Origin of the sequence: Sporosarcina koreensis (genome assembly GCF_000826145.2) — a bacterium.
Lineage (GTDB): Bacteria > Bacillota > Bacilli > Bacillales_A > Planococcaceae > Sporosarcina > Sporosarcina trichiuri.
Map to the genome: position 1 here is coordinate 1287025 of NZ_LN651337.1, position 26598 is coordinate 1313622.

The 26598-nt window shown below is 55.0% G+C and carries 18 protein-coding genes and 1 other annotated feature; of the genes, 3 read left to right on the forward strand and 15 right to left on the reverse strand.

Translation table 11 applies throughout. The annotated features are described in order from the left end of the window. Positions 1-94: 94 nt before the first annotated feature. The 10 genes from BN1190_RS12195 to ilvD form a co-directional block, all read right to left on the reverse strand. Entirely contained in the window at positions 95-1783 is a 1689-nt protein-coding gene (locus tag BN1190_RS12195) for a methyl-accepting chemotaxis protein (protein ID WP_052461821.1), read from the reverse strand. A gap of 210 nt (positions 1784-1993) precedes the next feature. Further along, positions 1994-3166, reverse strand: a complete 1173-nt coding sequence (locus tag BN1190_RS12200) for a pyridoxal-phosphate-dependent aminotransferase family protein (RefSeq protein WP_040287144.1) — start codon at positions 3164-3166, stop codon at positions 1994-1996. Between the two features lie 149 nt (positions 3167-3315). Next, a complete protein-coding gene (leuD, locus tag BN1190_RS12205) occupies positions 3316-3906 on the reverse strand; it encodes a 3-isopropylmalate dehydratase small subunit (RefSeq protein WP_040287145.1) in 591 nt (196 codons plus the stop codon). Positions 3907-3921: 15 nt separating this feature from the next. Then, positions 3922-5331, reverse strand: coding sequence for a 3-isopropylmalate dehydratase large subunit (leuC, locus tag BN1190_RS12210; protein ID WP_040287146.1), 1410 nt, complete (start codon positions 5329-5331; stop codon positions 3922-3924). Positions 5332-5382: 51 nt separating this feature from the next. Continuing rightward, positions 5383-6483 carry a 3-isopropylmalate dehydrogenase gene (gene leuB, locus BN1190_RS12215; protein WP_040287147.1) on the reverse strand — a complete coding sequence of 367 codons (1101 nt, stop codon included), beginning with the start codon at positions 6481-6483 and terminating at the stop codon, positions 5383-5385. Positions 6484-6505: 22 nt separating this feature from the next. After that, complete coding sequence (locus BN1190_RS12220) at positions 6506-8062, reverse strand: 2-isopropylmalate synthase (RefSeq protein WP_040287148.1); 1557 nt, start codon at positions 8060-8062, stop codon at positions 6506-6508. Then, positions 8049-9080 carry a ketol-acid reductoisomerase gene (gene ilvC / locus BN1190_RS12225; RefSeq protein WP_040287149.1) on the reverse strand — a complete coding sequence of 344 codons (1032 nt, stop codon included), beginning with the start codon at positions 9078-9080 and terminating at the stop codon, positions 8049-8051. Before ilvC ends, BN1190_RS12220 begins: the two co-directional genes overlap by 14 nt. A gap of 64 nt (positions 9081-9144) precedes the next feature. After that, positions 9145-9660 carry an acetolactate synthase small subunit gene (gene ilvN / locus BN1190_RS12230; protein ID WP_040287150.1) on the reverse strand — a complete coding sequence of 172 codons (516 nt, stop codon included), beginning with the start codon at positions 9658-9660 and terminating at the stop codon, positions 9145-9147. Further along, complete coding sequence (gene ilvB / locus BN1190_RS12235) at positions 9657-11345, reverse strand: acetolactate synthase large subunit (protein WP_052461848.1); 1689 nt, start codon at positions 11343-11345, stop codon at positions 9657-9659. Before ilvB ends, ilvN begins: the two co-directional genes overlap by 4 nt. 139 nt (positions 11346-11484) lie before the next feature. Continuing rightward, positions 11485-11724: a binding site (T-box leader), on the reverse strand. 2 nt (positions 11725-11726) lie between these two features. After that, complete coding sequence (gene ilvD, locus BN1190_RS12240) at positions 11727-13394, reverse strand: dihydroxy-acid dehydratase (RefSeq protein ID WP_040287152.1); 1668 nt, start codon at positions 13392-13394, stop codon at positions 11727-11729. Between the two features lie 494 nt (positions 13395-13888). Between ilvD and sda the strand changes: the two genes are divergently transcribed. Beyond that, complete coding sequence (gene sda / locus BN1190_RS12245; protein ID WP_082023370.1) at positions 13889-14020, forward strand: sporulation histidine kinase inhibitor Sda; 132 nt, start codon at positions 13889-13891, stop codon at positions 14018-14020. Positions 14021-14214: 194 nt separating this feature from the next. Here sda and BN1190_RS12250 read toward each other — a convergent pair whose 3' ends face one another. After that, positions 14215-16590, reverse strand: coding sequence for a bifunctional 2',3'-cyclic-nucleotide 2'-phosphodiesterase/3'-nucleotidase (locus BN1190_RS12250; protein WP_052461822.1), 2376 nt, complete (start codon positions 16588-16590; stop codon positions 14215-14217). A gap of 100 nt (positions 16591-16690) precedes the next feature. Then, entirely contained in the window at positions 16691-19054 is a 2364-nt protein-coding gene (locus tag BN1190_RS12255) for a bifunctional 2',3'-cyclic-nucleotide 2'-phosphodiesterase/3'-nucleotidase (protein ID WP_040287320.1), read from the reverse strand. A 213-nt stretch (positions 19055-19267) separates the two neighbouring features. Between BN1190_RS12255 and BN1190_RS12260 the strand changes: the two genes are divergently transcribed. Then, complete coding sequence (locus tag BN1190_RS12260) at positions 19268-20314, forward strand: acyl-CoA dehydrogenase family protein (RefSeq protein WP_052461824.1); 1047 nt, start codon at positions 19268-19270, stop codon at positions 20312-20314. A 1-nt stretch (position 20315) separates the two neighbouring features. On the opposite strand, the gene BN1190_RS14870 is transcribed toward BN1190_RS12260, so the two are convergent. From BN1190_RS14870 to BN1190_RS12270, 3 genes are all read right to left on the reverse strand, one after another. Continuing rightward, entirely contained in the window at positions 20316-20465 is a 150-nt protein-coding gene (locus BN1190_RS14870; protein WP_179860784.1) for a hypothetical protein, read from the reverse strand. 110 nt (positions 20466-20575) lie between these two features. After that, positions 20576-24166, reverse strand: a complete 3591-nt coding sequence (locus BN1190_RS12265; protein WP_082023371.1) for a lamin tail domain-containing protein — start codon at positions 24164-24166, stop codon at positions 20576-20578. Between the two features lie 234 nt (positions 24167-24400). Continuing rightward, on the reverse strand, positions 24401-24955 hold the full coding sequence (locus BN1190_RS12270) for a DUF488 family protein (protein ID WP_040287154.1): 555 nt from the start codon (positions 24953-24955) through the stop codon (positions 24401-24403). Between the two features lie 222 nt (positions 24956-25177). Here BN1190_RS12270 and BN1190_RS12275 point away from each other — a divergent pair, with 222 nt between their 5' ends. Then, entirely contained in the window at positions 25178-26542 is a 1365-nt protein-coding gene (locus BN1190_RS12275) for a PepSY-associated TM helix domain-containing protein (RefSeq protein WP_040287155.1), read from the forward strand. The last annotated feature ends 56 nt before the right edge of the window (positions 26543-26598 follow it).

The following is a 26598-nucleotide window of genomic DNA, read 5'->3' on the forward strand; positions in this document are numbered from 1 at the left end:
TAGAGGTTTCCACGTTTTTGTATAGTTCAAACCTGTTTCCTCAATAAATCTTAATGAAAAAGCACATCGCACGCATATGGCGATGTGCTTTCACTTATACTTTGAATCTGCTCACTTCCTGCTGCAGTTCGTCCGCCAGCCGTGTGAGGCTCTGTGCGCTTGCACTGATCTCTTCGCTTACCGCGAGCTGTTCCTCGGTCGCTGTGCTCGTCTCCGCTGCTGCGGCGGATGCCTGGACGCTGAGCCGCTGAACTTCTTTGCCGCCTTCCGTCACTTCCTCGGCCATCGCCTGGATCTCCTCGATGGCTGCAGAGACAGTTTCCACTTTTGCTGCGACATCGCTGACGGCATGCTGGATGTCCCTGAAGAGTGCACCTGACGTCTCGGTCGCCGTCATGCCGCTCTCGATCTTCTCCACGCCTGCGGCAATCGAGCCTGTTGCCTTTACCGCGTCATCCTGGATGACGCTGACCATGGTGCCGATTTCCGCAGCGGAGGTCTTCGATTGTTCCGCAAGCTTGCGGACTTCTTCGGCCACGACCGCAAACCCTTTTCCGGCATCCCCCGCCCGTGCCGCTTCGATTGCAGCATTCAGCGCTAGCAGGTTCGTCTGTTCAGCGATACCTGTGATCAGTGCAGTCACCCTTCCGATCTCCGAGGAGTGTTCCGCCATCTCATCCATGACGGCGCTCGTCTCCTGGATAGTCGTCCGGATGGTTTCCATTTCCCCGGCGACAATCTCCATGGACGCCGATCCCTTTCCGACAAGGGCAGAGACGGCTTCGGCAGCGCGCAGCATATCCTCGTTACTGCTGGAAATCTCGCCGACTCCTGCTGACAATTCAGCCATCGACTCTGTCGACTGCCCGGTGATCCGCTGCTGCTGCTCGCTGCCCGACCGCTGATTCTCAGCAGTCGCAGCGATGAGTTCGGAGGAGGCAAGACTTTCTTCTGAACTTGCAGACAGCTCTTCGGACTGCATGGCGAGCTGCTCGGCGGAGGTATTGATCTTCCGGATCATGCTGGCAACGTCCCCGCCCATCTTATTGAAGGCCGCTGCCATCTCCGCAATTTCATCCTTACTCTTGACTGCCAGCGGATCGATCGAGAAATCGCCGTCCGCAATTTTGTGCAGGCCGTCTGTCACGACGGCGACCGGCCGTGAGATCGAGAGGCTGATCTTGCGGGAGATCAAAGCACCGGCAATGACAGCAGCTGCCATGACGGCGATGATAATGATCATAAGCTGTGTGAGCAGCTGGTCCACTTCCTGCCGTTTCTTTCCAAGTGCTTTATACTGGCTGTCTTTGATGTCTTCGGCACGGATCATGACAACATTGCCGACATCCTTCGAAGCTTCCGACATCCACTTTGCAATATCATCTTTGCCGGCTTCCAGATTATCGACGACATTGTTCTGCAGCTTCATCGACTTTTCATTCGCATCGACGAGCGCCTCATACATCTTCTTTTTCCCGGCCGTGTCCGCCATCTTGCCCAGTTCTGCAATCAGTTCCTCGGACCGTTCGTAGTTCGCCTGCCGGCTGTCCAGCATCGACTGGTCCTGATACAGCATGTATCCTCTGATTTCACTCTGCATTTCGTGCTGTTTCGAAACGAATTCGTCCACCAGATCCACTTTGCGGACTTCATCATCGAGCATGTCCTTATAATCCCCGTTCAGTTTAACCAGCAGCAGGATGCTCGCCGCACCGATCAGTACAAGCATCAGCAGCAGAAAGCCGAACCCCTTCGTCAATTTCCCCGCGATTGTCCGTTTCACCCATTCCACCCCAGCCTTTTCTCGATTTTCAGCAACTTCGGTAAACTCGAATCGTCTGAATAGTTATGACTAGTTCGATTATAACTGTATCAAGCGCAAAAACCAATACTTTTTTACCACTATTGTCAGACTGAAGGCTGCTTGTCCAGACAGCCAGCTAAAAAATCGCATTAGAAAAGGCTTCGGCATTGTACCGGAGCCTTCATGTATTTACTTTGTCTGCAGTGCGCCGACTTCTTCCCGGAAGGCTTCGGCTGCCTTTTCGACGTCCGCCTCCGTCCCCTGCTCCTGCAGGGTCTCCCCGATTTTCCGTATGGCCGATTCCAGTATTTCCGGTGTCGTGTTGCCCATATGGCCGATCCGGAACGCTTTGCCGGCCAGGTGGGCCAGGGCGCCTGCCAGGATGATGCCCTTCTCCGCAAGTGCCGCGCGGAATGACGCATCGTCCGTCCCTTCCGGATAGCGGATGCAGCTGAGCGTCGGTGCGGCGTCCCCCTCGTCGGCCAGCGGCTCCATGCCGTAGACACGGAGTGCTGCGCGGACAGCTTTGCCATAGGCCTCATGTCGGATGTAGCGCTGCTCAAGCCCTTCATCCTCCACAATCTTAAGTCCCTCTTCCACCGCATAGATCATGTTGACCGGCGGCGTTGCAAAGTATTTGGACGGGTCCTCCATGATCGGAATCCAGTTTTCGATATCCGCATAGTAGGCAGGCACCCGTTCCATCGCACGCCGGGCCGCCACTGCCTTCTTGCTGAAGGCGATGATGCCGACTCCGGGAGGCGCACCTATCGCTTTCTGAGACCCGGTAAGTACGATATCGATGGACGTCCCCTCTCCTGCGTAGTCGTACTGCATATCTTCCGGCAGGGCGGTCGTCGCACAGACACCGTCCACGATGGCAAGTGCTCCGTGCTGTTTGATGAGCGGGATGAAGTCATCCAGATCGGCTTTGACCCCTGTCGATGTGTCGACATGTGTGACGGTGACGGCTTTGTACGTATGCTTTTTCAACTGCTGTGCCAGGTCATCGCGGGAAACCTGCCGCCCCCATTCCGACTGGAGGACATCGAACTCGAAACCGAAGGCCTGTGCAAGTTTTGTGAACCGGTCACCGAAGTGGCCATGACTGATGACCAAGACGCGCTCTCCCGGAGCCACTGCGTTGACGAGTGCCATTTCCATGACGAGCGTGCCGGAGCCCGCAACAAGGATTACTTCCCCGTCCGTATTCAGGATCCGTTTCGTGCGCTCGATCGTCTTCTTGAAACGGCTGACGAAACGGGGGTCGGTGTGCGCCCGTGTCTCTTCCGCAAGAGCGTCGTAGATGGAGTCGACAACAGGGGTCGGACCCGGGATCAGCAGGTACTCTTCATTTCTCATTTGAATTCCTCCAATAGTCAGATAGTCTTCCAGTGTATTCGACAGCGGCCTGCAAATCCCTTTAATACTGTTTCCGTCCCGCCGGCAAAACCGCAAGCAGAAAGCAGAGGCCGCCCTGTATGGACGGCCTCTGCTTTAGGAGGAATCTGTCAATTCGCCAGCCGGTTTTCATAGGCGGCGATCTGATCTTCATAGTGGAATGTCCGGGAGATCTCATCCCAGCCATTCAAGAGCATCTGTTTCGAGTAGGCATCGATGTCGAACGGTATGACTGCACCATTGTCCTGTCGGGTGATCGTCTGCTCTGCAAGATCGACGCTCAGCGTGAGCGGCTCAATCTGACTGTCGGCAAGCAGTTCATCGATGACCGTCTGCGGCAGCCGGATCGGAAGAATGCCGTTTTTGAAACAGTTACTATAGAAGATATCTGCAAATCCCGGTGCGAGAATGACCCGGAAGCCGTAATCGAGAATGGCCCAGGGAGCATGCTCACGGGATGATCCGCAGCCGAAGTTCTCATCTGCTGCGAGGATGCTCGAACCTTTGTATTTCGGATCGTTCAGCACAAAGTCAGGATTGGGATTGCCCGCGGAATCGAACCGCCAATGATAGAACAAGTAACGGCCGAATCCCGTCCGTTCGATGCGCTTCAGAAATTCCTTCGAGATGATCTGGTCGGTATCGACGTTTTTGCGGTCAAGCGGTGTCAGTATACTGGTTACTGTACGGATCGGCTCCATACACTCGTCTCCTTCCTATTCCTGCAGTGCAGGTACTTTCCGGCAGTCAGTGAAGCGTCCCTCGATTGCAGCTGCTGCCGCCATTTCAGGACTGACGAGGTGGGTCCTGGCCCCCGCCCCCTGCCGGCCTTCGAAATTCCGGTTCGACGTGGACGCACAGCGCTCCCCGGCCGGCACGATATCGTCATTCATGGCGAGGCACATGCTGCAGCCCGACTCGCGCCATTCGAAGCCGGCCTCCTTGAAGATCACATCAAGCCCCGCCTCCTCTGCCTGCCGTTTCACGGATTGGGACCCCGGCACGACAATTGCAGTGACGGACGGATGGACATGACGGCCGGCAATGATACTGGCCGCAGCCCGCAGATCACCGAGCCGCGCATTGGTGCAGGAGCCGATGAACACGTGCTGGATCTCGATGTCCTGGATTGGCATCCCCTCTTCGAGACCCATGTAGGCGATCGCTTTTTTAACGGCTTCCCGGTCGGACGGTGAGGCGAAGTCATCCGCATACGGCACGCGGCCGCTGATCCCGGTCCCCATCGCCGGGTTGGTGCCCCATGTGACATGCGGCTCGATTTCGCTTGCGTCAATCGTGCGGGCTTCATCGTATACCGCACCTTCGTCGGTGGCGAGCGCGAGCCAGCCGGCTGCTGCGCGGTCGAACGCTTCACCCTCCGGAACGTTGCGTCTGCCCCGCAAATACTCGACGGTCGTTTCATCCGGACTGATCAGCCCGGCTTTCGCTCCCGCCTCGATCGACATGTTGCAGATCGTCATGCGCTGCTCCATCGTCAAGCCGCGGATTGCATCACCGGTGAACTCGATGATGTGTCCGGTGCCGGCATCGATGCCGAACTTCGCGATGATGGCGAGGATGATATCTTTGGCGGTTACACCCGGTCCGAGTTCACCGGTGACCTGGATGTTCATCGTCTTCGGACGGTGCTGCCACAATGTCTGTGTCGACAAGACATGCTCCACTTCACTCGTTCCGATGCCGAATGCGATGGCGCCGAATGCACCGTGTGTGGACGTATGACTGTCGCCGCAGACGATCGTCCGGCCCGGCTGTGTCAGTCCGAGTTCCGGTCCGATGATGTGGACGATCCCCTGGTCGGGGTGCCTCATGTCTGCGAGTTCGATACCGAATTCCTCACAGTTCTTTTCGAGCGCCGACATCTGTTTGCGAGCTGTCGGATCGCTTACCGTTCCGACATTGCGGGTCGGCACGTTATGGTCCATCGTCGCGTAGCATCGTTCAGGCCGCCTCACTTTCCGGCCGGCCAGACGGAGTCCTTCGAACGCCTGCGGGGAGGTCACTTCGTGAAGGAGATGGAGGTCGATATAGAGCAGATCCGGTTTCCCTTCTTCTTTTACGACCACGTGAGTATCCCAAATTTTTTCGATGATGGTTTTCGCCATTTCCTCTTCCCCTTTCCGTGATATGCCCGCAGGATCCTGCGGCCCGTCTCCTTATACGTAGGAAAACATGATGCTGTTCGATACGGATTGGACATCGACTTCTTCTGCAACGCGGTCTGCCCATTCTGCTGTGGACAGCGGCCGGATGCCTTTTGTGGCAAGGTCCGCTGTGAAATGCCCTTCTTCGTAAACCGTCCGGACGGCAAGCTCCACTGCGGCTGCTTCCTCTTCCAAGCCGAACGACTGCCGCAGCATCATCGCTGCGGACAAGATGGCGGCTGCCGGGTTGGCGAATCCTTTCCCCGCAATGTCAGGCGCAGAACCGTGGACAGGTTCGTATAGACCGAACCCATCCGACCGGACACTTGCAGATGGCAGGAGACCGAGTGATCCCGTGATGACCGACGCTTCGTCGCTCAGGATGTCACCGAACATGTTCTCCGTGACGATCACATCGAACGACCCCGGGCTGGTGATCAGTTTCATCGCGGCGGAGTCGACGAGCTGATGCTCGGTGTGAACGTCGGGATAGTCCGCTTTCACCTCATCGACCACTTCCCGCCAGAGCCGGCTCGACTGCAGCACATTCGCTTTGTCGACAGATGTGACCTTCCTGCTGCGTGTGCGTGCCAGTTCGAACGCCGCCCGCACGATTCTCTCAATTTCAGTTCTCGTATAGACAAGCGTGTCGACAGCCGATTCCGCTGTCCTCCGGCTCGGTTCGCCGAAATACAGTCCGCCTGTCAGCTCCCGCATGATGACGAGGTCGACTTCCTTTACGCGTTCTTCTTTCAGAGGAGACTGATGGAGGAGAGCAGGCACTGCTTTCACCGGGCGGATATTGGCGAACAGGCCGAAATGTTTCCGGATGCCGAGCAGCCCTTTTTCCGGCCGTCTCTCCGCAGGCTCGCTGTCCCACTTCGGACCGCCGACGGCACCAAGCAGGATCGCATCGCTCTGCTCACACGCCGCAATTGTCGCATCAGGCAGCGGTGCATCGAATTCGTCGACTGCCGCCCCTCCGATCGCGCCGTGGACAAACTCGAATGTGTGATGAAACCTTCTTGCGATGACTTCCAGCACCTTCACTGCACTTGACGTGACTTCCGGACCGATTCCGTCACCCGGCAATACTGCAATACGTTTTTCCATCGTCGTCTCCTCCTTCTGTTTTTCACAATACGGTCAGCACTGCCTGCTGGCGTCTGCTTTCAAGATCCTCCCGCACGAGCTGGCGGTTGATGGCGTTGAGATAGCTGATTGCGGTCGCCTCCAGGACGTCCTGTGCGATGCCGCGGCCGGTCATCTGTGTCCCGTTGAACTCCAGATTGACGACCGCCTGGCCGAGTGCATCCCGGCCTTTTCCGATCGATGACACTTGGTAATCGAGAATGTGGACATTCCCTTCAACGAGGAGCTCCAATGTATTGAAGATCGCTTCCACGGAACCTGCTCCCGTCGTCGCAACGTTCACTTCCTTGCCTTCCGGCGTGACAGCTGATACTGTCGCGGTCGGAACATTGTTCGTTCCGTACTGGACCTGGATATTTTTCAATGAATAGATCGGTGTCTCCGTCTCTTCCAGCTGCTGTTTCGTGTAGATGACGAACAGGTCGTCTTCCGTGATTTCTTTCTTCTTATCCGCAAGATCCTTGAACTCCCGGAACGCGGCATTCAGCTGCTCTTCATTCAGTTCGAACCCGAGGGAGACGGCCCGGTCCTTGAATGCTGCACGGCCCGAGTGCTTGCCGAGGGCCAGCGGTTCGGCGGTGGCACCGATCAGGGCCGGTGTGATGATTTCGTACGTCTCCGGGTTCTTCAGCATGCCGTCCTGATGGATGCCCGACTCGTGGGCGAAGGCATTTTTCCCGACGACCGCTTTGTTCGGCTGGACGGCGACCCCTGTCAGCCGGCTGACGAGTTCGCTCGTTCGTTTGATTTCACCTAGCTGGATGCGGCTCCCAAGCTGATACAGGTCTTTCCGGATATGGAGGGCGACTGCAATCTCTTCAAGCGCTGCGTTGCCTGCCCGTTCCCCGATGCCGTTGATTGTCCCTTCGACTTGGTCGGCCCCGTTTTCGATGGCTGCAATCGAGTTTGCGACAGCCATGCCGAGATCGTTGTGGCAGTGGGCGGACAGCTTCACCCGGTCGATGCCGCGGACGTTCTCCTTCAGGAATCTGAACAATGCTCCGTATTCCTGTGGTGATGCGTAGCCGACCGTATCCGGGATGTTGACGGTTGTCGCACCGGCTGCGATGACTTCATTCAGGATCCGGACGAGGAAGGCGGGATCCGACCGGAATGCGTCCTCCGCAGACCATTGCACGAGCGGGAATTTGGCCCGCGCATACTTGACCGCATTCACGGCGGTTTCCACGACCTGGTCAGGCGTCTTTTTCAATTTGTACTCCATGTGGATCGGTGACGTGGCGAGGAATACGTGGATGTGCGGCTGTTCGCCGCCTTTCAGCGTTTCCCAGCACGTATCGATATCGCTCTTCACAGCCCGTGCAAGTCCCGTGACCGTCGACTGTTTCACAGTATCTGCAATCAGTTTGACGGCTTCGAAATCCCCGGGTGAGGAAGCGGGGAATCCCGCTTCGATCACCGCGGCACCTAATTTCTCGAGCTGGCGTGCAATCTTCAATTTTTCCGCAGTGTTCAGATTGATGCCTGCAGATTGTTCACCGTCCCGGAGCGTCGTATCGAAAAAGTCAATTTGCCGCACCTGCCGTCACCTCTTCCTCTTTTTTCAATCCTTTTTCCACGAACGGCATCATTGCCCGGAGCTTCTCACCTACTTCCTCAATCTGATGTGCCGCTTCTTCCTGCTCGATTCGATTGAAGTTCGGACGTCCGTTCCCGTTTTCTGCAATCCATTCTTTCGCGAATTTGCCGGACTGGATATCATCGAGGATCGACTTCATCCGCCCTTTCGTATCGGCATCGATGACACGCGGCCCGGATACGAAGTCGCCCCATTCCGCTGTGTCGGATACGGAGTAGCGCATTCCAGCCATACCGCCTTCGTACATGAGATCGACGATAAGTTTCGTTTCATGGAGTGTTTCGAAATAGGCGAGTTCCGGCTGGTATCCTGCTTCGACAAGTGTTTCGAAACCTGCCTTGATGAGTGACGTGAGTCCGCCGCAGAGCACAGCCTGTTCGCCGAACAGATCGGTCACCGTCTCCTCTTCGAATGATGTCTCAAGTACGCCGCCGCGTGCAGAGCCGATCGCTTTCGCATAGGCGAGTGCCGTTTCACGGGCGGTGCCTGACGGATCCTGATAGACGCCGAACAGTGCGGGCACGCCGGCTCCTGCTTCGAATGTCCGGCGCACGAGATGTCCGGGCCCTTTCGGCGCGACGAGGAATACATCGACGTCTTCCGGCGGCTGGATCTGTTTGAAATGGATGTTGAACCCATGCGCGAATGCGAGCGCTTTGCCTTTTGAAAGATTCGGTGCAATTTCTTCTTCATACACTTGCTTCTGGCGCTCATCGGGCAGCAGCAGCATGATGACATCCGCTTCCTGTGCAGCTTCTGCGACGGTTTTTACATCCAGGCCGTCCTCTTCCGCTTTGTCGAATGATTTCCCGGGCCGTACGCCGACCACAACATCGAACCCGGAGTCTTTCAAGTTCCGGGCATGTGCATGACCTTGTGAACCGTACCCGATCACTGCGATTTTCTTGCCTGCTAATACGTTCTCATTGATGTCCTGGTTGTAATACATGTTTGTCATTGTGAATTCCTCCTAAAGGGGTTTGGATTTTTATAGGCATTTCATTGTTCAAATGGTCTGGCTGTCATTTCAGGATCGACAGCAGCGGCGATGGTGCTTTCTGTACTTCCCGTACGAAAGCGGCCGTTCCTGTCCGGGTCAGTTCCTTGATGCCGTATGGTTTCAGCAGGTCGATGAACGCATCGATCTTTTCAGGATCACCTGTGACTTGGTACGTCACGATATTTTTTCCGGAGTCGACAACCGATGCCCGGAACGGTTCGACCAGACTGTTCATCTCCCCTCGCGCGTGAGGAGGGGAACTGACTTTCACAAGTGCGAGTTCCCGGAGGACGATCGACTTGTCTGTGATGTCCGTCACTTTGATGACGTCGATCTGTTTCTGCAGCTGTTTGACGAGCTGCTCGATCTTACGCTCATCCTCCACATGGACGATGAATGTCATCTTCGACATGCCGGGCTGTTCCGTATGCCCGACGGTGATGCTTTCGATATTGAACTGGCGTTTCATGAGCAGGCCGGTGACACGGTTCAGCACGCCGCTCTGGTTGATGACGGTTACGGTGATGACTCGCTTCATGGGGCGCTCACTCCTAACATCTCCTGGATTCCTCTGCCTGGTGCGACCATCGGATAGACATTCTCCAGCCGCTTCACACGGCAGTCGATGACGGCCGGTTCGTCGGACAGCAGCGCTTCCCTGAACACCATTTCCGCTTCCTGCATGGTCCGGATGCGGTAGCCTTTCAGGTCGTACGCTTCCGCCAATTTCACGAAGTCCGGCTGCACGGGAATGAGCGATTGGGAATAGCGCTCCTCGTAGAATGTCTCCTGCCATTGCCGCACCATGCCGAGCGCTTCGTTGTTCAGGATGACGACTTTCACCGGGATCCTGAGCTCTTGCAGCAATGAAAGCTCCTGCGCTGTCATCTGGAAACCGCCGTCCCCGACGACCGATATGACCCGGGCGTCAGGTTTCGCGAGCTGTGCACCGATCGCAGACGGGAAACCGAAGCCCATCGTCCCGAGCCCACCGGACGTCACCCATCGGTCTGCGTGGTTGAGGCTGTAATATTGAGCCGTCCACATCTGATGCTGGCCGACATCCGTCGTGACGATCGCATTGCCTTCCGTGATGGTGTGGATCAATTCCAGTGCCTGCTGGGGCAGGATATGCTCTGCGTCTTCTTCATACCAGAGCGGGCAGTCGTTCGCCAGCTGGCCGAGTTTTTCGAGCCATGCCGACGTATCGGGTTTCTCTTTCGACTGCTTCAGCAGCGCATTCAGCGCCTCTTTCGCATCGGCGACGATCGGTACATCGGTCGGCACGTTCTTGCCAATTTCCGCTGGATCGATATCGATATGGATAACTGTTGCATTTGGCGCAAACCGGCTGAGGTTCCCCGTAAGACGGTCATCGAACCGCGCTCCGATGTTGAGCAGCACATCACATTCGCTGAGCGCCATGTTGGCGGTATAGGTGCCGTGCATGCCCGCCATGCCGAGGGCGAGCTCATGGCCGCCCGGGATGCTGCCGAGTCCGAGCAGCGTATTCACAACCGGGATCCGGGAAGCTTCCGCAAATTGACGCAATTCCTCGGTCGCCTTCGCATGAAGGACACCTGCCCCTGCCAGGATGACCGGCTGTTTCGCTTCCGCAAGCAGTGAAACGGTTTTCTGGATCTGCAAATAATTCGGATAGAATGTCGGCTGGTAGCCCGGCAGACAGAGAACAGCCGGTGAATCGGGCACATGTTCCGCAGAGGCGGTGGCAATGTCTTTCGGGATGTCGACGACGACGGGTCCGGGACGGCCGGTCGACGCGATATGGAAGGCTTCTTTAATAATCCTCGGAAGATCTTCCACCCGGCTCACCTGGTAATTATGCTTCGTGATCGGCTGGGTGATGCCGATGATGTCCGCTTCCTGGAACGCATCGGTCCCGATCACTCCTGAGGCGACCTGGCCTGTGAAGACGACGAGCGGCAGGGAATCCATCATGGCATCCGTGATTCCTGTGACCAGGTTGGTTGCTCCGGGACCTGAAGTCGCGATGACGACACCCGGTTTTCCTGAGACACGGGCATACCCTTCCGCTGCGTGGATCGCTCCCTGCTCATGCCTTGCGAGAATGTGCCGGATCGGCTGTTTGTAGAGCGCATCGTAGATCGGGAGCACGGCCCCGCCCGGATAGCCGAAGATGATCTCCACCTGCTGTTCTTTCAAGGAACGGATCAGGACATCGGATCCTGTTGCGGGCCGCATGGCCGGGAAATCAGCCTCCGCCCTGTCCGCCGCCGTATTCGCCTTCAATTCCGTACTCATTTGCATCTCTCCTTTTACCTGTTGTCCCTGTATCTCTTCCAAAACAAAAAGCTTTTCCAACCCCGCGCAAAAAGCTTGCGCAAGGGATGAAAAAGCTTTCATGGTACCACCCTTGTTCACGGCAGAAGTCGCCGCCTCATGGACGCGGAATGATTTCCGTGTCCTTTTGCCTAACGGACATTTGCTGTCCGGGACCGCCTACTTGGTTCAGCTGTCCACTCCGAGGGGATATCGCGTCGGCTGCATTACCGGCTTCCAGCACCGCCGGCTCTCTGTAAATGCAGGATTCCAATCACTTTTGCCTCATCATCGAGTTCACTATTAAACTTTCATGACACCGCCTGTACTTGCAGACGTAACGAGTTTCGCATAGCGTGCCAAATATCCCTTTTGGATCTTCAACTCGAACGGTTTCAAATTTTCCTTCCGGGCAGCGAGTTCTTCATCATCCACTTCCAGCTCGATCGTCCGGTTTGTCAGATCGATGGCGATGACATCCCCGTTCTCCACAAGTGCAATCGGACCGCCGTCCGCAGCTTCCGGTGAAATGTGGCCGATCGAGATCCCGCGGGAAGCGCCCGAGAATCTGCCGTCCGTGATCAGGGCCACCTTCGTGCCGAGCCCCCTTCCGGCAATCGCCGCAGTCGGTGCCAGCATTTCCGGCATTCCCGGACCGCCCCTCGGTCCTTCATAGCGGATGACGACGACATGGCCTTCCTGGACGGTGCCGTCATCGATGCCTTCCTGGGCCGCTTCCTGTGAATCGAAAACGATCGCTTCCCCCCTGAATTCCTTGATGGAAGGGTCGACCGCGCCGACTTTGATGACACCGCCGTCCGGTGCGATGTTGCCGAAGAGGACGGAAAGCCCTCCGACAGGACTGTAGGCATTCTCTTTCCGGCGGATCACCTCATCGTTCTTAATCGGCCGGTCTTTCACATTTTCATAGAGGGATTTACCGGTCACCGTTATCCGATCGGGATGGACCGCCCCTTCAATCTCACAAAGTTCTTTTATGATGGCGCTGACGCCGCCTGCCAGGTGGACGTCATGCATTGTATAATCGGAGGCCGGACTGATTTTGGACAAATACGGAATCCGTTTGGCGACTTCGTTGATATCCCGGACGTCGTATTCGATTTCCGCTTCGTGCGCGATTGCAAGCGTGTGGAGAACCGTGTTGGTTGACCCGCCCATCGCCATGTCGAGTGCAAATGCATCATCGATCGTCTCTTTCGTGATGATGTCCCGGGGTTTGATGTCTTCCTTGACCATCCGGACGAGGTGCTGTGCCGCTTCTTTGATGAGCCGGTGGCGTTCGTCGGAAGTCGCGACGATCGTTCCGTTGTCAGGTACTGTGAGGCCGAGCATTTCCATCAGGGAGTTCATGGAGTTCGCAGTGAACATTCCCGAGCAGCTGCCGCATGTCGGACAGGCGCTCTGCTCGATGTCGAGCAGTTCTTCCGCTGTCATCGACCCCTGTTTGTAGGAGCCGACACCTTCGAATACGGAAACGAGGGAAAGCGGTTTGCCGTCGGCGGAAGTCCCGCCTTCCATCGGGCCGCCTGAAACGAAGACGGATGGGACATTGGTCCGCACAGCCGCCATCAGCATGCCTGGGGTGATCTTGTCGCAGTTCGGGATGTAGAACACGCCGTCGAACCAATGGGCGTTGATGACCGTTTCCGCGGAGTCTGCGATCAGTTCCCGGCTCGGCAGTGAATACCGCATGCCGATGTGCCCCATTGCGATGCCGTCATCCACACCAATCGTATTGAATTCAAACGGGATGCCCCCTGCTTCGCGGATCGCGTCTTTCACGACTTCCGCAAACTTGTTCAAGTGCATATGGCCCGGGATGATATCGATATACGAATTACAGACACCGATGAACGGTTTCTCCATATCTCTTGATCGGACACCTGTCGCATACAACAGGCTCCGATGCGGCGCCCGGTCGACACCTTTCTTGATCATGTCACTTCTCATTACACGTCACTCCTTGCAGTGGCACCAGCGGGTGGACAGGATTCCAGCGGGGCTGCGGCTGCTTCTGCGCCGCCCGCTGAATTAGATTGTTGCAATCATATAGCGAAAGAAATCAAGAGTCAACAGTGTTTTTTAAATTATCGTTCAATTTTGAATTGGTCGTTAAAATGTATACGCTTACAATGTTGTCATAGCGCGATATATCGCATAACAGTTTTTTTCGTAAAAAAATTTCTAGTTATATTCTTGTGCATCCTAAATACTTTTCGACAAAATTCGCTACATCCACATATGTGGATAACTTTCTCCACGTCATCCACCCCATCCGCATAGTGTTCACTACTGTTTCACACAGCTTGTCCACATGTCCCCCACAGGTTCGTGTGGATAGTCGAACGGTTGTTCTTTTTTCTTTTATCTGATAAGTTATACACAACCCGCTTTCCCTGCAACTGGGGAAATTCAGAATCACTGCTGAAAGAAGGTGACGTGCTGTGAACATACTCCCCGACGACCTGCTGATTGAATCTTATATGAAAGCCATGGAGCTCGATTTGTCTGCCGATTTTATCGACTTGCTGAGACATGAAGTGGATAAACGCAGTCTGCTTTGCTTTATACACTGATTATCGTTGAATCATATGCCACCAAGACGGGAAAGCGGTGTCTGCCTGATGGCCCTATATATATAAAAGACAGCACACGTGCGAAAGCGCCGGCTGTCTTTTTTATATGGCGTGGATGAGTGATTGTCCGCGGAGATGATTGAATTGAAAAAGCGGAAAGGAACACAAACCTGTGTCCCATTCCGCTTTTCTGGTTATTTCAATTCGTACTTCGCATAGCCGTCTTTCGTATTCTCAAGGAACTTGATACGCGGGTCATTCCCAATGTGTTCTTTGCCTCGGACAGAGGTTTCGAAAATCATTTTTGCACCGTCGACCGGCTGGATGAACCAGTTATTGTCCACTTTCGGATCGATCTGCTCCTGATCGGCCAAGTAGTCGATGATGGCTTCCCGGTTTTCATCCTGATAGAAGATGACGTCTTTTGCATTCCGGACACCCGGGAAGTTGCCGCTGCCGCGGTAGTTATTCGTCACGACGACAAATTCCTGATCGGGATCGATCGGCTTGTCTTCGTATTGAAGATTTTTAATGCGGTTCGCATTCTCGTTCAGCAATTTGCCTTCCTTGCTGTCGTATTTGGCAGGCTCCGTCAGATCGATTTCATATGTCAGTCCATCGATCACGTCAAAATTGTAGGAGCGGTGATTCTCGTTCAGGATATTCTGCTCTTCCGCTTTCGCCGGATCCACCTGACGGAATGCGCCCGCACTCATTTCGAGCCATTCTTTGATGTCGCGGCCTTGTAAGACGACAGCCGCCACTGTATTGTCATATACATACAGATCGGCCATGTTTTTAATGCTCACGTCTCCAGCCGGAATGTCCGTATAATAATCCGATCCGTAGCGGCCTCCAAATTTCAGCGGAGATCCTGCGGACAGGAGAGGCAGCTTGTCATACTCCGTTCCTTTCATGTGTTCTTTTACATAATGCTTCTGCGCTTCCGTCACAATCTGGATGGACGAGTCATCACGCACAAGACCGAAGTAACTTGTCAGCGGTGCAGTCGTCTTTGACACCGGTGTACGGATGTAGCCAAGTGTCCCTTCATGTGCTTCTTTGACGGCATCGACGACTTTCTGGTTCACTTCATCCGACTCTTTGTGGACTTCTCGCAAGGAACCTTTTCCGGATACGACAGTCCACTTGCCGTCCGCTAGTTTCAGCTCGTAATCGAGGAGGCCGAGGTGTGTGCCGAACCGGTCCGGCATGACGACAGGCGTGCCGTTGATCGTCCCCTGCTTCATGTCAGTGTTCTTAACATCTGCATAGTCACCTGGGAATTTCGCATGGTTGTGGCCCGTCAGAATACCGTCAACCCCATCCAATGCGGAAATCTGCCAAGTGACGTCATCCTCGTTCTTCTCATGATGTTCATCACCGATTCCCGAATGGGCGATCACGAACACCAGGTCCGCGCCTTCTTTTTTCACTTGGGGGATGAACTTCTCTACTGTATCCGCCGCATCCTCTGCCCGGACTTTCCCTGACAGGTGAGCGCCATCCCACCGCATGATGCCCGGCGCAACGACACCGATCACACCAATCTTGATGGCATGTGTCTTCCCTTTTGAATCCATGAGATCCTTATCCAGGATGACGTATGGAGTGAAGCGGTTCTTCCCGGTCTTCTCATCATAGATATTTGCATTCAATACAGGGAAATCAGCGCCTTCTATGACGTTGTCCAGATAGTCCAGGCCGAAGTTGAACTCATGATTCCCCAATGACATGACGTCATAGTCGAGTGCATTGAGCGCGGCGACCGTCGGGTGGACTTCCCCTTTTTGCAGCGGGCTCTCCTTCACCTTGTAGGAGCCGAGCGGCGTGCCCTGGATCAGGTCCCCATTGTCGAACAGCAGGGAGTTTTTCACTTCTGCCCGTGCTTCATCGATCAATACACCGGTTTTCGCCAATCCGTAGTCCTGTATCGTCTTATCCTGATAATAATCATAGTTCATGAGGTTCGTATGGATATCCGTCGTTCCCATGATGCGGAATGCGACAGTCGCATCGCCGCTATCGGGAGTCCCCGGATATTGCTGGCTCATTTTCACAAGCCGGCTGACGATGGCGCGCATCTCATTTTTCATGACCAGCTGTTTCGGCTTCGCTGTTTTATCCGCATAGCCTTTCATGATTCCGAGCCCGATGCTTTTTGCCATTTCGGGACGCAGTGATGCACCGAAGTCCCGCTTGTCTTTGAAACGGTCGAGAAGCTTCAGCGAGTATTTGTTATCCGTCTTGGCAGCACGCGCTGCGATGACGAATGCCTGCTCGCGCGTCAGCGGACCATGCGGATCGAACACAGACGCCGAGCGGCCGTGTACAAGCCCTGCAGTTACAGCGGCTTCGACATAAGGCGCCAGCTGTTTGTCCACATCTTTGAACGTGATGGAAGAACCGTCGCCCATCGGCAGATTCAATGCCGTCACTGCTTTCTGGATGAATTCCCCGCGCTCCGCCTCCTGCTGGTTTGCCGCTTTTGCAGGTTGAGGTATGAACAGTCCTCCCGCCACGACAAGCAGTGCCAGCAGACTGATTGCAATCTTTTTCACTATAGTCATTTTCCGCTTCCTTTCTGTAATTGATGTGGTTTCCGTCTGCAGCAAAAGGGACTGCCCGGAGAATCATTCAGCTGATTTCCGGTGCAGTCCCGCTGTCCACTTACTTCAGTTCGTACTTCGCATAGCCGTCTTTCGTCGGTGCGATGTACTTGATGCGTGCGTCATCACCGATGTACTTCTTGCCCTTTTCGGACGTTTCGAAGATCACTTTCGCACCCGGTACCGGTTGGATGGACCAGTTATTGTCCGCTGACGGGTCAAGCGGGTTATTCGCCTTCATATAGTCGACAATCGCTTCCCGGTTCTCATACTCATACGCGATTGAATCGATCGCATCCCGGACACCCGGGAACTCGCCGCTCGCACGGTAGTTGTTCGTCACAACGACGAATTTCTGATCGAGGTCGATCGGCTTGCCGTTGAACTGGAGGTTCTTGACGCGGTTCGCATCTTTGTTGACTTCTTTTCCTGCCGTATCATACTTGTTCGGCTGTGTGACATCATACTCGTACGTGACGCCATCGATCACGTCGAACAGGTACGACCGGTAGTTCGGATTAAGCACATCCTGCTCACCCGATTTCGACGGGTCGATCTGGTTGAACTGACCGCCGGACATCTCGAGCCATTCCTTCACATCGGCTCCTGTCATGACGAGCGCAGTCATCGTGTTGTCGAATACATAGAGATCGGCCATGTTCTTGATGGCGATATCGCCGGCCGGAATATCCGTGTAATAGTCTGATCCGTATCGGCCGCCCGCTTTGAACGGCGCTCCGACGGATAATACAGGCAGATTTGCATACTCAGTGCCTTTGATCTGCTCTTCTACATACGCTTTCTGTGCATTATTCACGATTTGGATGGATGGATCATCCTTCACCAATGCAAAGTAGCTGGTAATATCCGCTGTCGTTTTGGAAACCGGGGTGCGGACATAGTCGAGTGTGCCTTCATGTGATTTCTTAACGGCATCCATGACACCCTGATGCACTTCAGTCGAATCCTTGTCGACCTGGCGCAGCGATCCCTTGCCGGAAACAATTGTCCATTTGCCGTCTTTCAATTTCAATTCATAATCCAGCAAGCCGAGGTGGCTGCCGAATTTACCCGGCATGACGACCGGTGTGCCGTTCAGCGTGCCCTGTACCTGGTTGGCGTTCTTCGTGTCTTCGAAGTCGCCAGGGAACAGCGCATGGTTGTGACCAGTCAGGACGCCGTCCACACCGTCCATTGCAGAGATCTGCCATGTCACGTCATCTTTGTTTTTCTCGTGGTGTTCATCTCCGATCCCAGAGTGGGCGATGACAAATACAATGTCTGCGCCTTGCTTCTGGACTTCAGGAAGGAACTTTTCAACAGAATCTGCTGCATCTTCCACCGTAACTTTGCCTTCGAGAAGGGCACCGTCCCAACGGAGGATCCCTGGTGCAACAACGCCGATCACGCCGATTTTCAGATTGTGTTTCGCACCTTTCGTGTCCGTCACCTGCTTATCAAGCATGACGTAAGGTGTGTAACGGTTCTTGCCTGTCTTCGCATCATAGACGTTTGCATTGATGACTGGGAAACCGGCAGTTTCGATGACTTGATCCAAGTAGTCGAGACCATAGTTGAATTCGTGGTTCCCTAATGACATCACATCATAATCGAGTGCCTGCATCGCTGCGAATGAAGGATGCACGTCCCCTTTTTTCAGCGGATCGACACTGACTTCGTATGTGCCGAGCGGCGTTCCCTGGATGAGGTCCCCGTTATCGAACAGCAATGTGTTCGCCACTTCGGAGCGCGCCTGGTCGATCAGTACGCCGACCTTCGCGAGTCCGTAATCCTGTACTTCTTTGTCCTGGTAGTAATCATAATTGACGAGGTTCATATGAAGATCGGTCGTGCCGAGGACACGCAGTGCCACTGTTGCGTCATCTGTATCAGGTGTGCCGGGGTTCTGCTGGCTCACTTTCACGAGACGGTTGACGATTGCGCGTGTTTCGTTTTTCATGACAGCCTGTTTCGGCCGTGCCGTATGATCTGCATAGCCTTTCATCAGGCCGAGTCCGATACTTTTCGCCATTTCCGGACGCAGCGAAGCACCGAAGTCACGCTTGTCCTTGAAGCGGTCAAGAAGTGTCATCGGGTACTTTTTATCTGTTTTTGACGCACGTGCAGCGATGACGAATGCCTGCTCACGCGTCAGCGAGCCGTTCGTGTCGAACACGGTCGCTGAGCGGCCATGCACCAAACCGGCCTTTACAGCGGCTTCCACGTACGGTGCCAATTGTTTGTCGACGTCTTTGAATGTGATCGACGTCCCATCCCCTGTTTCCAAGTTAAGTGCAGTGACAACTTTCTGGACGAACTCGCCCCGAGTTGCCTCATCGTGTTTAGCAGCATTGGCATTTTGGGGTATAATCAAACTGCCGAGTGCCACCAGCGCGACGAGTAAGCTGAATCCCAGCTTCTTCATGAAGGACATGCTTCATCTCCCTTTCAATTTAGAGTTTTCGATCATCTTAAAGATAGCATAGTTTCATAGGAGTTCCAATAGCCGACAAACCTTGACAGAAGCATATTGTAAGCCTTTTCAAAGTTTCATAGGAAAACAGGCAAATTGATGCACTAAACAAGTTGTTTTTTTGCAGTGCATTCAGCACATCAGAAAAAAGGAAGGATGATTCCATTGCTAGATGAAAACGTACAGAAGATTATCCGCAGTGCTTCTTTGGAGATCGAAGAGAGACGGACGCTGCCGGAGGATGTCCTGCAGATCGCATATGACGAGAAACTGTTTAAACTTTTCCTGCCGGAAAATCTGGGTGGCCGCGCGCTGAGTCTGCCTGAAGCTGCAGAAGTGTTTGAGGAGAGTGCCCGGCTGGACGGTTCGTTCGGGTGGCTCGTCACGATCGGTTCGGGCGGCAATATGTTCCTTGAAAATATGACCGGCTCACAGGCGGAGGAGCTGTTCAAACCGGAAGATGCTGTTATCGCAGGGAGCGGCTATGCAACAGGCAGAGCGCATGCCGAGGGCGACGGGTACCGGGTGACCGGAGAATGGCGGTACTGCAGCGGCGCTCCGTACGCCTCCATGTTCACCGCAAATACGATCATCTGGCGGGATGGCGAAGAAACAGACGAAATGCGCGCCTGTATCTTCATGCCCGATCAGGTGGAGATCATCCCGGACTGGAATGCGTTCGGACTGAAAGGGACAGGCAGCCATACGATACGTGTCACCGACGCATTTGTCCCATATGACCGGACGTTTTCAGTGGCGGATAAACAGAATTCGATCGGCTTGCCGGTCCACTCGTTCCCATTTGTCCAGTTCTCCCAAGTGTCGTTCGCAGCGGTATGCCTCGGAATTGCCGGCCGTTTCATGGAAGAGGCCCATCATCTTGCGGAGACCGCGAAGGAGAGATGGACAGCCGAAAAGATCGCGGTCACGATGCGTCTGCTGAAAGAGCAGCAGCACCGGTTCAATGAGGCCGAGCAGCTGTTCCACACAGCAGTGTCCCGCCGCTGGGAGATGCACTTGGAGGGCACGCTCGATGATCATGAACTTGATCAGCTGTCCGCCGTCTGTATCGAAAGCACCGATATTGCAACGGATTGTGCCGTCCAGCTCTTCCGCCGTCTCGGCATGCAGGCGGTGCTGGAAACGTCCCCTGTCAACCGGGCGTTCCGGGATTTGTGGACAGCCGGCCAGCATGGATTTCTGCAGCAGTGAATCAAGAACTATGAACAGCAGCCTGCCCGGCGTGGGCCGGCTGCTGTTTTATGTTGAATTGTGTCCAGATGCCGATAAATTCAGCGAAGTGTCCGATATGCCACGTGATTTGTCCGATACCTCCCGGCAAGTGTCCGATACTACGCGCCATATGTCCGATACCTCCCGGGTTTTGTCCGATATGCCCCCGCCGCCCCATGCACCCAGCCCAAAAAGAAAGAGCGGTGCACGATGCGCCGCTCTTTCCTTGAAATGCCCTATTCAGCTGACTTTTCCGAACCATGGCCACTGGATGCCGGGTTTCGCCAGTTTACGGCCATAGCGGTCGTAGAATTCCACATTGTCTGCGGAGGCTCCGTTGATATAGCGGAGTTTCAGCACATTCTCCGCTCCGAAGATACGCACCGGGTTCGTGCCATCCACGACAACATCCCCCTGCACGGTCCACTTCGTGTCGACAGTCAGCCCGTTCTCACCAGGCTTCAAGATCACCTTGTTGTTCGCGAACCCAAGCCCGCTCAGCACAGCATACTGCCCGCTCAGTGTAATCCCCTGCTTGACACGGGAGCGGAAGTCCATTGTGACCGACGCCCCTTTTGCATCTACTGTCAGACTCGGTTTCTTGTAATTCAGCAGGAAGTAATATTTCGATATCGGTACGTTCTCCCATTCGAACGGCTTTTCCACATCTTTCGTTTTCAGCGCAAGCTGGATGAGAACCGGATCGTGGTCGCTCGCGCGGCCTGCCATATCTGTATAATCCGCATTCACGTGCAGCATATCGATCTCCGCGTCATCTGCTAGGTTGTTCGAAACAAGTACGTGGTCGAGAACTTGCGAATTCCCCTGGTAGACATACGAATAACGGCTGGCTTCCGGCACCTTGTTCACAAGGTTCGTCATCAGGTCGCCTTCAAAGATCTGAAGCGCATCAGAGAACTGGAAGTCGTTGTAGTCACCGACGGACACGATATTGGCGTCCGGGTTCTTCGTCTTCACATCCGCCACGAAATCGTGAACGATCTGCGCGATTTTCTTCCGCTGGATCTCACTGTTATACACTGGCGGCTGGACCGCGCCGAACAGCGGCGTGTCTCCGCCTTTCGAGTTCCAATGGTTCGCGATCACGATAACATCCTCGCCGTCGAATGTGAATTCCGCGGCAAGCGGTTTCCGGCTGCTTGCGAACGCCGGGTTCTTCGGATCGATCCGTCCCGGGTTCACGGTCAGACTGCCGTTCTCATAGCCGACCGGTGTCACGGCATCCCCATGCGGCGCTCCGTCTTTCAACGAAACACGCTCCGGATTGTACAGGAACCCGACGCGGATATTCGCATTCGGCTGCCCGCCGTCTTCGTTGTTGACCGGATCGATGTTGGCATACTCATACTTCACACCGCCCGCTTCCACGATCGCCTGGATCAGGCGCTCGTAGCTTTCATTCGCTTCAGGTCCGCCGGCATCCGGTCCGTTGTTGTCCTGCACTTCCGTTACGCCGACAATATCCGGGCTCTGCATATCGACCGCAAATGCGCGTGCCAGCTTCCGGGCTTTGTCATCGGACGTCGTCTTACGGTTGTTCGAGAAGTTCTCCAGGTTATACGACGCAATCGTCAATTTCTCCGCGTCTTTCACGATGGTCGTCGTTTCCGGAACTGCCGGCCCTTTTTCGAACTTGTCCTGCATCTCTTCAAAGCCGACGAAGATCTTATAGTTCTGGAATGAATACCCGACCACGCCGACGATCGGTCCCTTGAACTTGTCGCCCGTCGCCACTTCGAAATTGCGGGCGGTCGTATTCGGCTCAAGTCGGAACTGGATAAGATCCGCGTTCGGCTTGTCCTTCCGAAGCAGGACGCCGCCGTTCTTCGTGTCCGTTTTCCGGCTTCCGAACACAGTCGCAAGATCTCCGTGCTGCTGCGGACCGACCGCTTTCACATCACCGACCTGGACGCGCATCGCTTCCCGGCTCTCCCAGAAATCGCCTGCGTATTTCGCAGGATCGAATTCCTTCAGCCCTTCGCTCAGGATAGCGTCTTTCGGCAGGTTCGATTCGTCGATCACGAATGGTTCCGGCAGCTTGACGCCGCGTTCCAGAATCTCCACAGTACCGCCCCGGTCATCCCGGACGTTGATCTGCGTCGTTTTCAGATCGGTCTCCTGGCGGTCGGAATAGCCATCGATCGCGTATTCGCTCACCTGGCCGCCGACGGAAACCAGATCGCCCTCCTTCAGGTTCCATGTATCCTTTCCGCTGTACAGAACGATCGCTTCGGACGTACGCAGATCACCGTCCCGCTCATTATCCGGCGTCTGGATATGGTAGTACGTCGAACCCTGGATGACATATTTGTACGTCACGATTCCCTGGATGCCTTCCACGGTCTGTCCGGCGAAAGGCGAATCGTGGCCCGGTCCCTGGATATCATGGATCTTCAGCGCATCCGTGATGAAGTAGTCGAACGTCTGGACAATCGATGTCCGGCCGTCCGCTGTTTTTGCGACCGCCTTCAGCTGGACATCATCCGTGATTTCAAGCGGTGACGCATACGTCGCGCCGTTCTCCACCGGATCGGTTCCATCGAGCGTATAGAGGATCTCCGCATCGGCGGTGCCTGTTGTCAGTGTCACGTTGACCCCGTCTATGAATGTCCCGCTTCCCGGATCCGCAGTGACCGGCTGGACGACGGAGGCATCTTCCACAATATCTCCCGCTCCACGCGGAATGACTTGATAGATATCATCGAACTGCTGGACGATGCCGGTGATCGAATCATACGTCATGCCCGCCTGCAGTCCGAGTGAATCGGTTTCATCCCGGACGGTGAATTCCGCACCATCCGTCGCAATGAAGTTCGCCCACCCAGGGCCTGCCGCCTTATCGGACAGGGTGACGTTATGCACGGTCACAAGCTGGGATTCCGTCGTTTCACCGATGTCCGCACCCGTCACTTTTTTCGCTTCCGGTACGGCGGACGCAGATTTCTCCACGAGTTTTGCGCCGTCAAGCTGCAGCAGTCCGCGATAGTCGGTCAGCTTACCTGTGAGGGTCACTTCGTCCCCCACCTCTGCAGCGAGGCTCGTCGGACGGACGGCCAGACCGCCTGTCCCATCCTGGATGGAAATCGTGTTCTTCAGTTTTGCTGTGACGACCCCTTTCACAGTTACTTCCTGTCCGGCAGGGAGTGCACGGGCATCGGCAATGCTTAGTACATCAGCCGGCACTTCCGGTTCGGCGGGATCCGTTTCACCTGTACCATCCAGGTCATGTGTGCCGAGGTGATCGAATGTGTCTTTCGGATAGACCGTCCATTCTTTTGACCGGTCGAATGGTTCATCGAATGCTGTATTCCCTTTCAGGACATCGGCGTTGCGGACGAGTGTGACGTCAACACCCCATTTCTCCTGAGCCCCGACTTGTCCGAATGAATCGATGACCCCATCGCCTTTCTTGAGTACAAGCGCATCATCGCCATTGAAGTTGGTGACGCCCCCTGTTATAAAATCACCCTTCGCCTGTAATTCGGCAGGAGCCTGATTATGGACAATGACATACGTCCTGCCATGTTCAAGAGTCCCTGATAATGCGAGACTGCTCGTCGGCTTTATCCCTCCATTTGCATACATTTCAATGGAATACCCCGCCAGATCGATGGATGTTCCAGTCCCGTTATACAGTTCAATCGCCTTGTTGTAACCCGATCCTTCAACATACTCCGAGATGAGCAGATCCGCTGCCAATGCTGCAGGTGCTTCAGCTGCCTGTACTGATAGTGCCGGCGCCGCTGCACTCGCTGCCAATGTTGCCGCCAGCAATGAATTCATCCATCTCTTTCCCGTCCGACCGTGCATTCCCTCACGCTCCTTCATTGTTTTGGAAGTCTCACAAATGCAGAATGTCCCCTGAAAGAATTCCAGTTTTCAAACTAATCGTATCATTGTACCCGCCGGCCGGCTATGCGTCTTTCCGGCAGTAAAGTGAACTTCCTGACTGTGCAGGAAGACATATCCAAGACGCCTGTCCATAGATAAATCGGCATAGAAAAAACAGCCCCTCCCAGGACTGTTCTCATCACTTGATTCATTTCACGGTTCCAGGGGAGGATAGACAACTGTTTCATCCTCCTCGATGATCGGCATGGCACCCCATTTCCCAAGTTCATGGGGTACCAGTTCACCGGTGCCGTCCCGGTCCGGAACGATATGTGTGACCGACCAGTCCCGGACAGCCAGCCAGTTGCTGATCAGCAGCCGGTGGCAGCGGGCAGGGTGCCGTTCCGAACAGCAATAGGCCGTCCGTTTCCGGGCCGCCGTGTGTTCCAGGCGGTCAATGCCTTCCGCAAAACAATGGGACAGCGTGTAATCCGCATAATTATGGAAAGACTCATTGTGCCAGCCGGCATTGAGCGCCGGGGAAATGAGCTGCGACGTCGGCCGCCGTCCGCCGAGTTCCTCCATATGTACATACCCGATGCCAGCTTGCGGCAGCCAGTCGGCCATCCGGTCTTTCGTGAACCACGGAAACTTCCGGCTGCCCGGAAACGACCGGACATCCACGAGCTGCTCGATTTCCGCCTCCTCCAGCAGGCGTATGAACTCCGCTTCGGTATGATTGTAGTGCCCGATAGTGAAAATCTCCATCCGTCTCCCTCTTTCATCCTTTTGGTTATCCACTGCCCTCCAGACGGCCGCTGCAAACATTTTTTATTCTGGCATTACAGCTGAAAACGTTTCAAGGAGTTCACCGAACGCTCACAACTGCATGCTATAAAAAACTATCGTGTTTTCCAAGGACCGGTCCGGCAGCCGGGAAACCTGGAAATGCGCAAGCAACACAATATGAAAGAAGAAGGAGGTGTCTGGATGGCAAAACGAACGTACAACCGCTTCTGGCGCTGGCATTTCTACGGCGCCCTGTTCATGGCTCCGCTGCTGATCACCCTCACCTTGAGCGGCATCGGCTACCTGTTCTATACGAATGTGGAGAACATCGCCTACAAGGACCTGTTCTTCGGGAACAGCGAAGAGACTTACCAGCTGACGATCGACGAAGGGATCTCCCTTGTGCAGCATGAGAATCCCGGGTATGACATCACCAAAGTGATGATGATGGAGGAGCCGTATAACACCCGGCTCACACTGGCGTCCGAAGACGGCGGAGAGCGATACGTATTTTTAGATGAACATAATGAAATCGTCGGCTCCCAGGACGCCAAGTACACGTATGCCAACATCATGCGCAATATCCACAGTTCCCTGTTCGCCGGCGGCACGGTCGTGAATTATCTCGTGGAACTGGCAGCCTGCTGGGCCGTGTTCCTGCTCCTGTCCGGCCTCTATATGACGTGGCGCGGCAAGGCGCTGATGAAGCCGAAGAAACCGGCGCGCCGGATCGCCATCAAACGGACGCATGCCTGGATCGGCACCGTCATCACCATCCCGATGCTCGTCATCATCTTCACCGGCCTGCCCTGGTCTGCGGTCATGGGGGATTTCATCTATTCCGCTTCCCAGGATCATCCATCCATCGGCACGCCACTGCTCCAGCAGCAGCCGCCGGCATCGGATATGAGCGAGATCCCGTGGGCCGTCCGGAAAGAGGAGGCACCGTCTTCCGGTGAACCGGATCCTCACGCGAACCATGGAGGCGGCAAGATGCCCGGCATGGATATGGGCGGCAACGGTATCCTGATCGAAAAACTGCTGTGGAAAGCCAGGGACGCGGGAATCGAGAAACCATATACCATCATTGCCCCGTCTTCCGAGGACGGTGTGTTCATCGTCTCGAAAGGCAGCAACACGGGGGTGACCGGTCTCGACGTCAGTCCGTACGATGAAATGACCGCCTATTTCGACCAGTACAGCGGGGACCCGATTTCCACCGTCGGCTACAGCGAGTATGGCATCCTGGCCAAGTGGTTCACATGGGGGATTCCGCTGCATGAGGGCCATCTGTTCGGCTGGCCGAACAAGATCCTCAACCTGCTCGTCTGCCTGGCGTTCCTCTATCTGATATTCAAGGGCTTCCAGATGTGGCTGGTCCGCAAAAAAACCGGCAGCCTGTCCGCACCGCCGCGTGCCGGACGTCCGGTCACCGCAGGATTCATCATCCTGATGGTCGTCCTCGGTGTCCTGATGCCCTTGTACGGCATCTCCCTGGTGATCGTCTTACTGATCGAAGGAATACTGCACCTTGCCCGCCGGAAACGTCGGCCGGCTTCTGTCTGACGACCGAAAAGAAACCGCCGGTGAGCCGTAATGGCCCATCGGCGGGTATTTTTTTT

Coding starts and splice junctions, on each gene's coding strand:
- BN1190_RS12200 (WP_040287144.1), bottom strand. CDS start 3,166: ATGAGAAATGAAGAGTACCTGCTGATCCCGGGTCCGACCCCTGTTGTC.
- leuD (WP_040287145.1), bottom strand. CDS start 3,906: ATGGAGCCGATCCGTACAGTAACCAGTATACTGACACCGCTTGACCGC.
- leuC (WP_040287146.1), bottom strand. CDS start 5,331: ATGGCGAAAACCATCATCGAAAAAATTTGGGATACTCACGTGGTCGTA.
- leuB (WP_040287147.1), bottom strand. CDS start 6,483: ATGGAAAAACGTATTGCAGTATTGCCGGGTGACGGAATCGGTCCGGAA.
- ilvC (WP_040287149.1), bottom strand. CDS start 9,080: ATGACAAACATGTATTACAACCAGGACATCAATGAGAACGTATTAGCA.
- ilvN (WP_040287150.1), bottom strand. CDS start 9,660: ATGAAGCGAGTCATCACCGTAACCGTCATCAACCAGAGCGGCGTGCTG.
- ilvB (WP_052461848.1), bottom strand. CDS start 11,345: ATGCGGCCCGCAACAGGATCCGATGTCCTGATCCGTTCCTTGAAAGAA.
- ilvD (WP_040287152.1), bottom strand. CDS start 13,394: ATGAGAAGTGACATGATCAAGAAAGGTGTCGACCGGGCGCCGCATCGG.
- BN1190_RS12250 (WP_052461822.1), bottom strand. CDS start 16,590: ATGACTATAGTGAAAAAGATTGCAATCAGTCTGCTGGCACTGCTTGTC.
- BN1190_RS12255 (WP_040287320.1), bottom strand. CDS start 19,054: ATGAAGAAGCTGGGATTCAGCTTACTCGTCGCGCTGGTGGCACTCGGC.
- BN1190_RS14870 (WP_179860784.1), bottom strand. CDS start 20,465: ATGGCGCGTAGTATCGGACACTTGCCGGGAGGTATCGGACAAATCACG.
- BN1190_RS12265 (WP_082023371.1), bottom strand. CDS start 24,166: ATGCACGGTCGGACGGGAAAGAGATGGATGAATTCATTGCTGGCGGCA.
- BN1190_RS12270 (WP_040287154.1), bottom strand. CDS start 24,955: ATGGAGATTTTCACTATCGGGCACTACAATCATACCGAAGCGGAGTTC.
- BN1190_RS12275 (WP_040287155.1), top strand. CDS start 25,178: ATGGCAAAACGAACGTACAACCGCTTCTGGCGCTGGCATTTCTACGGC.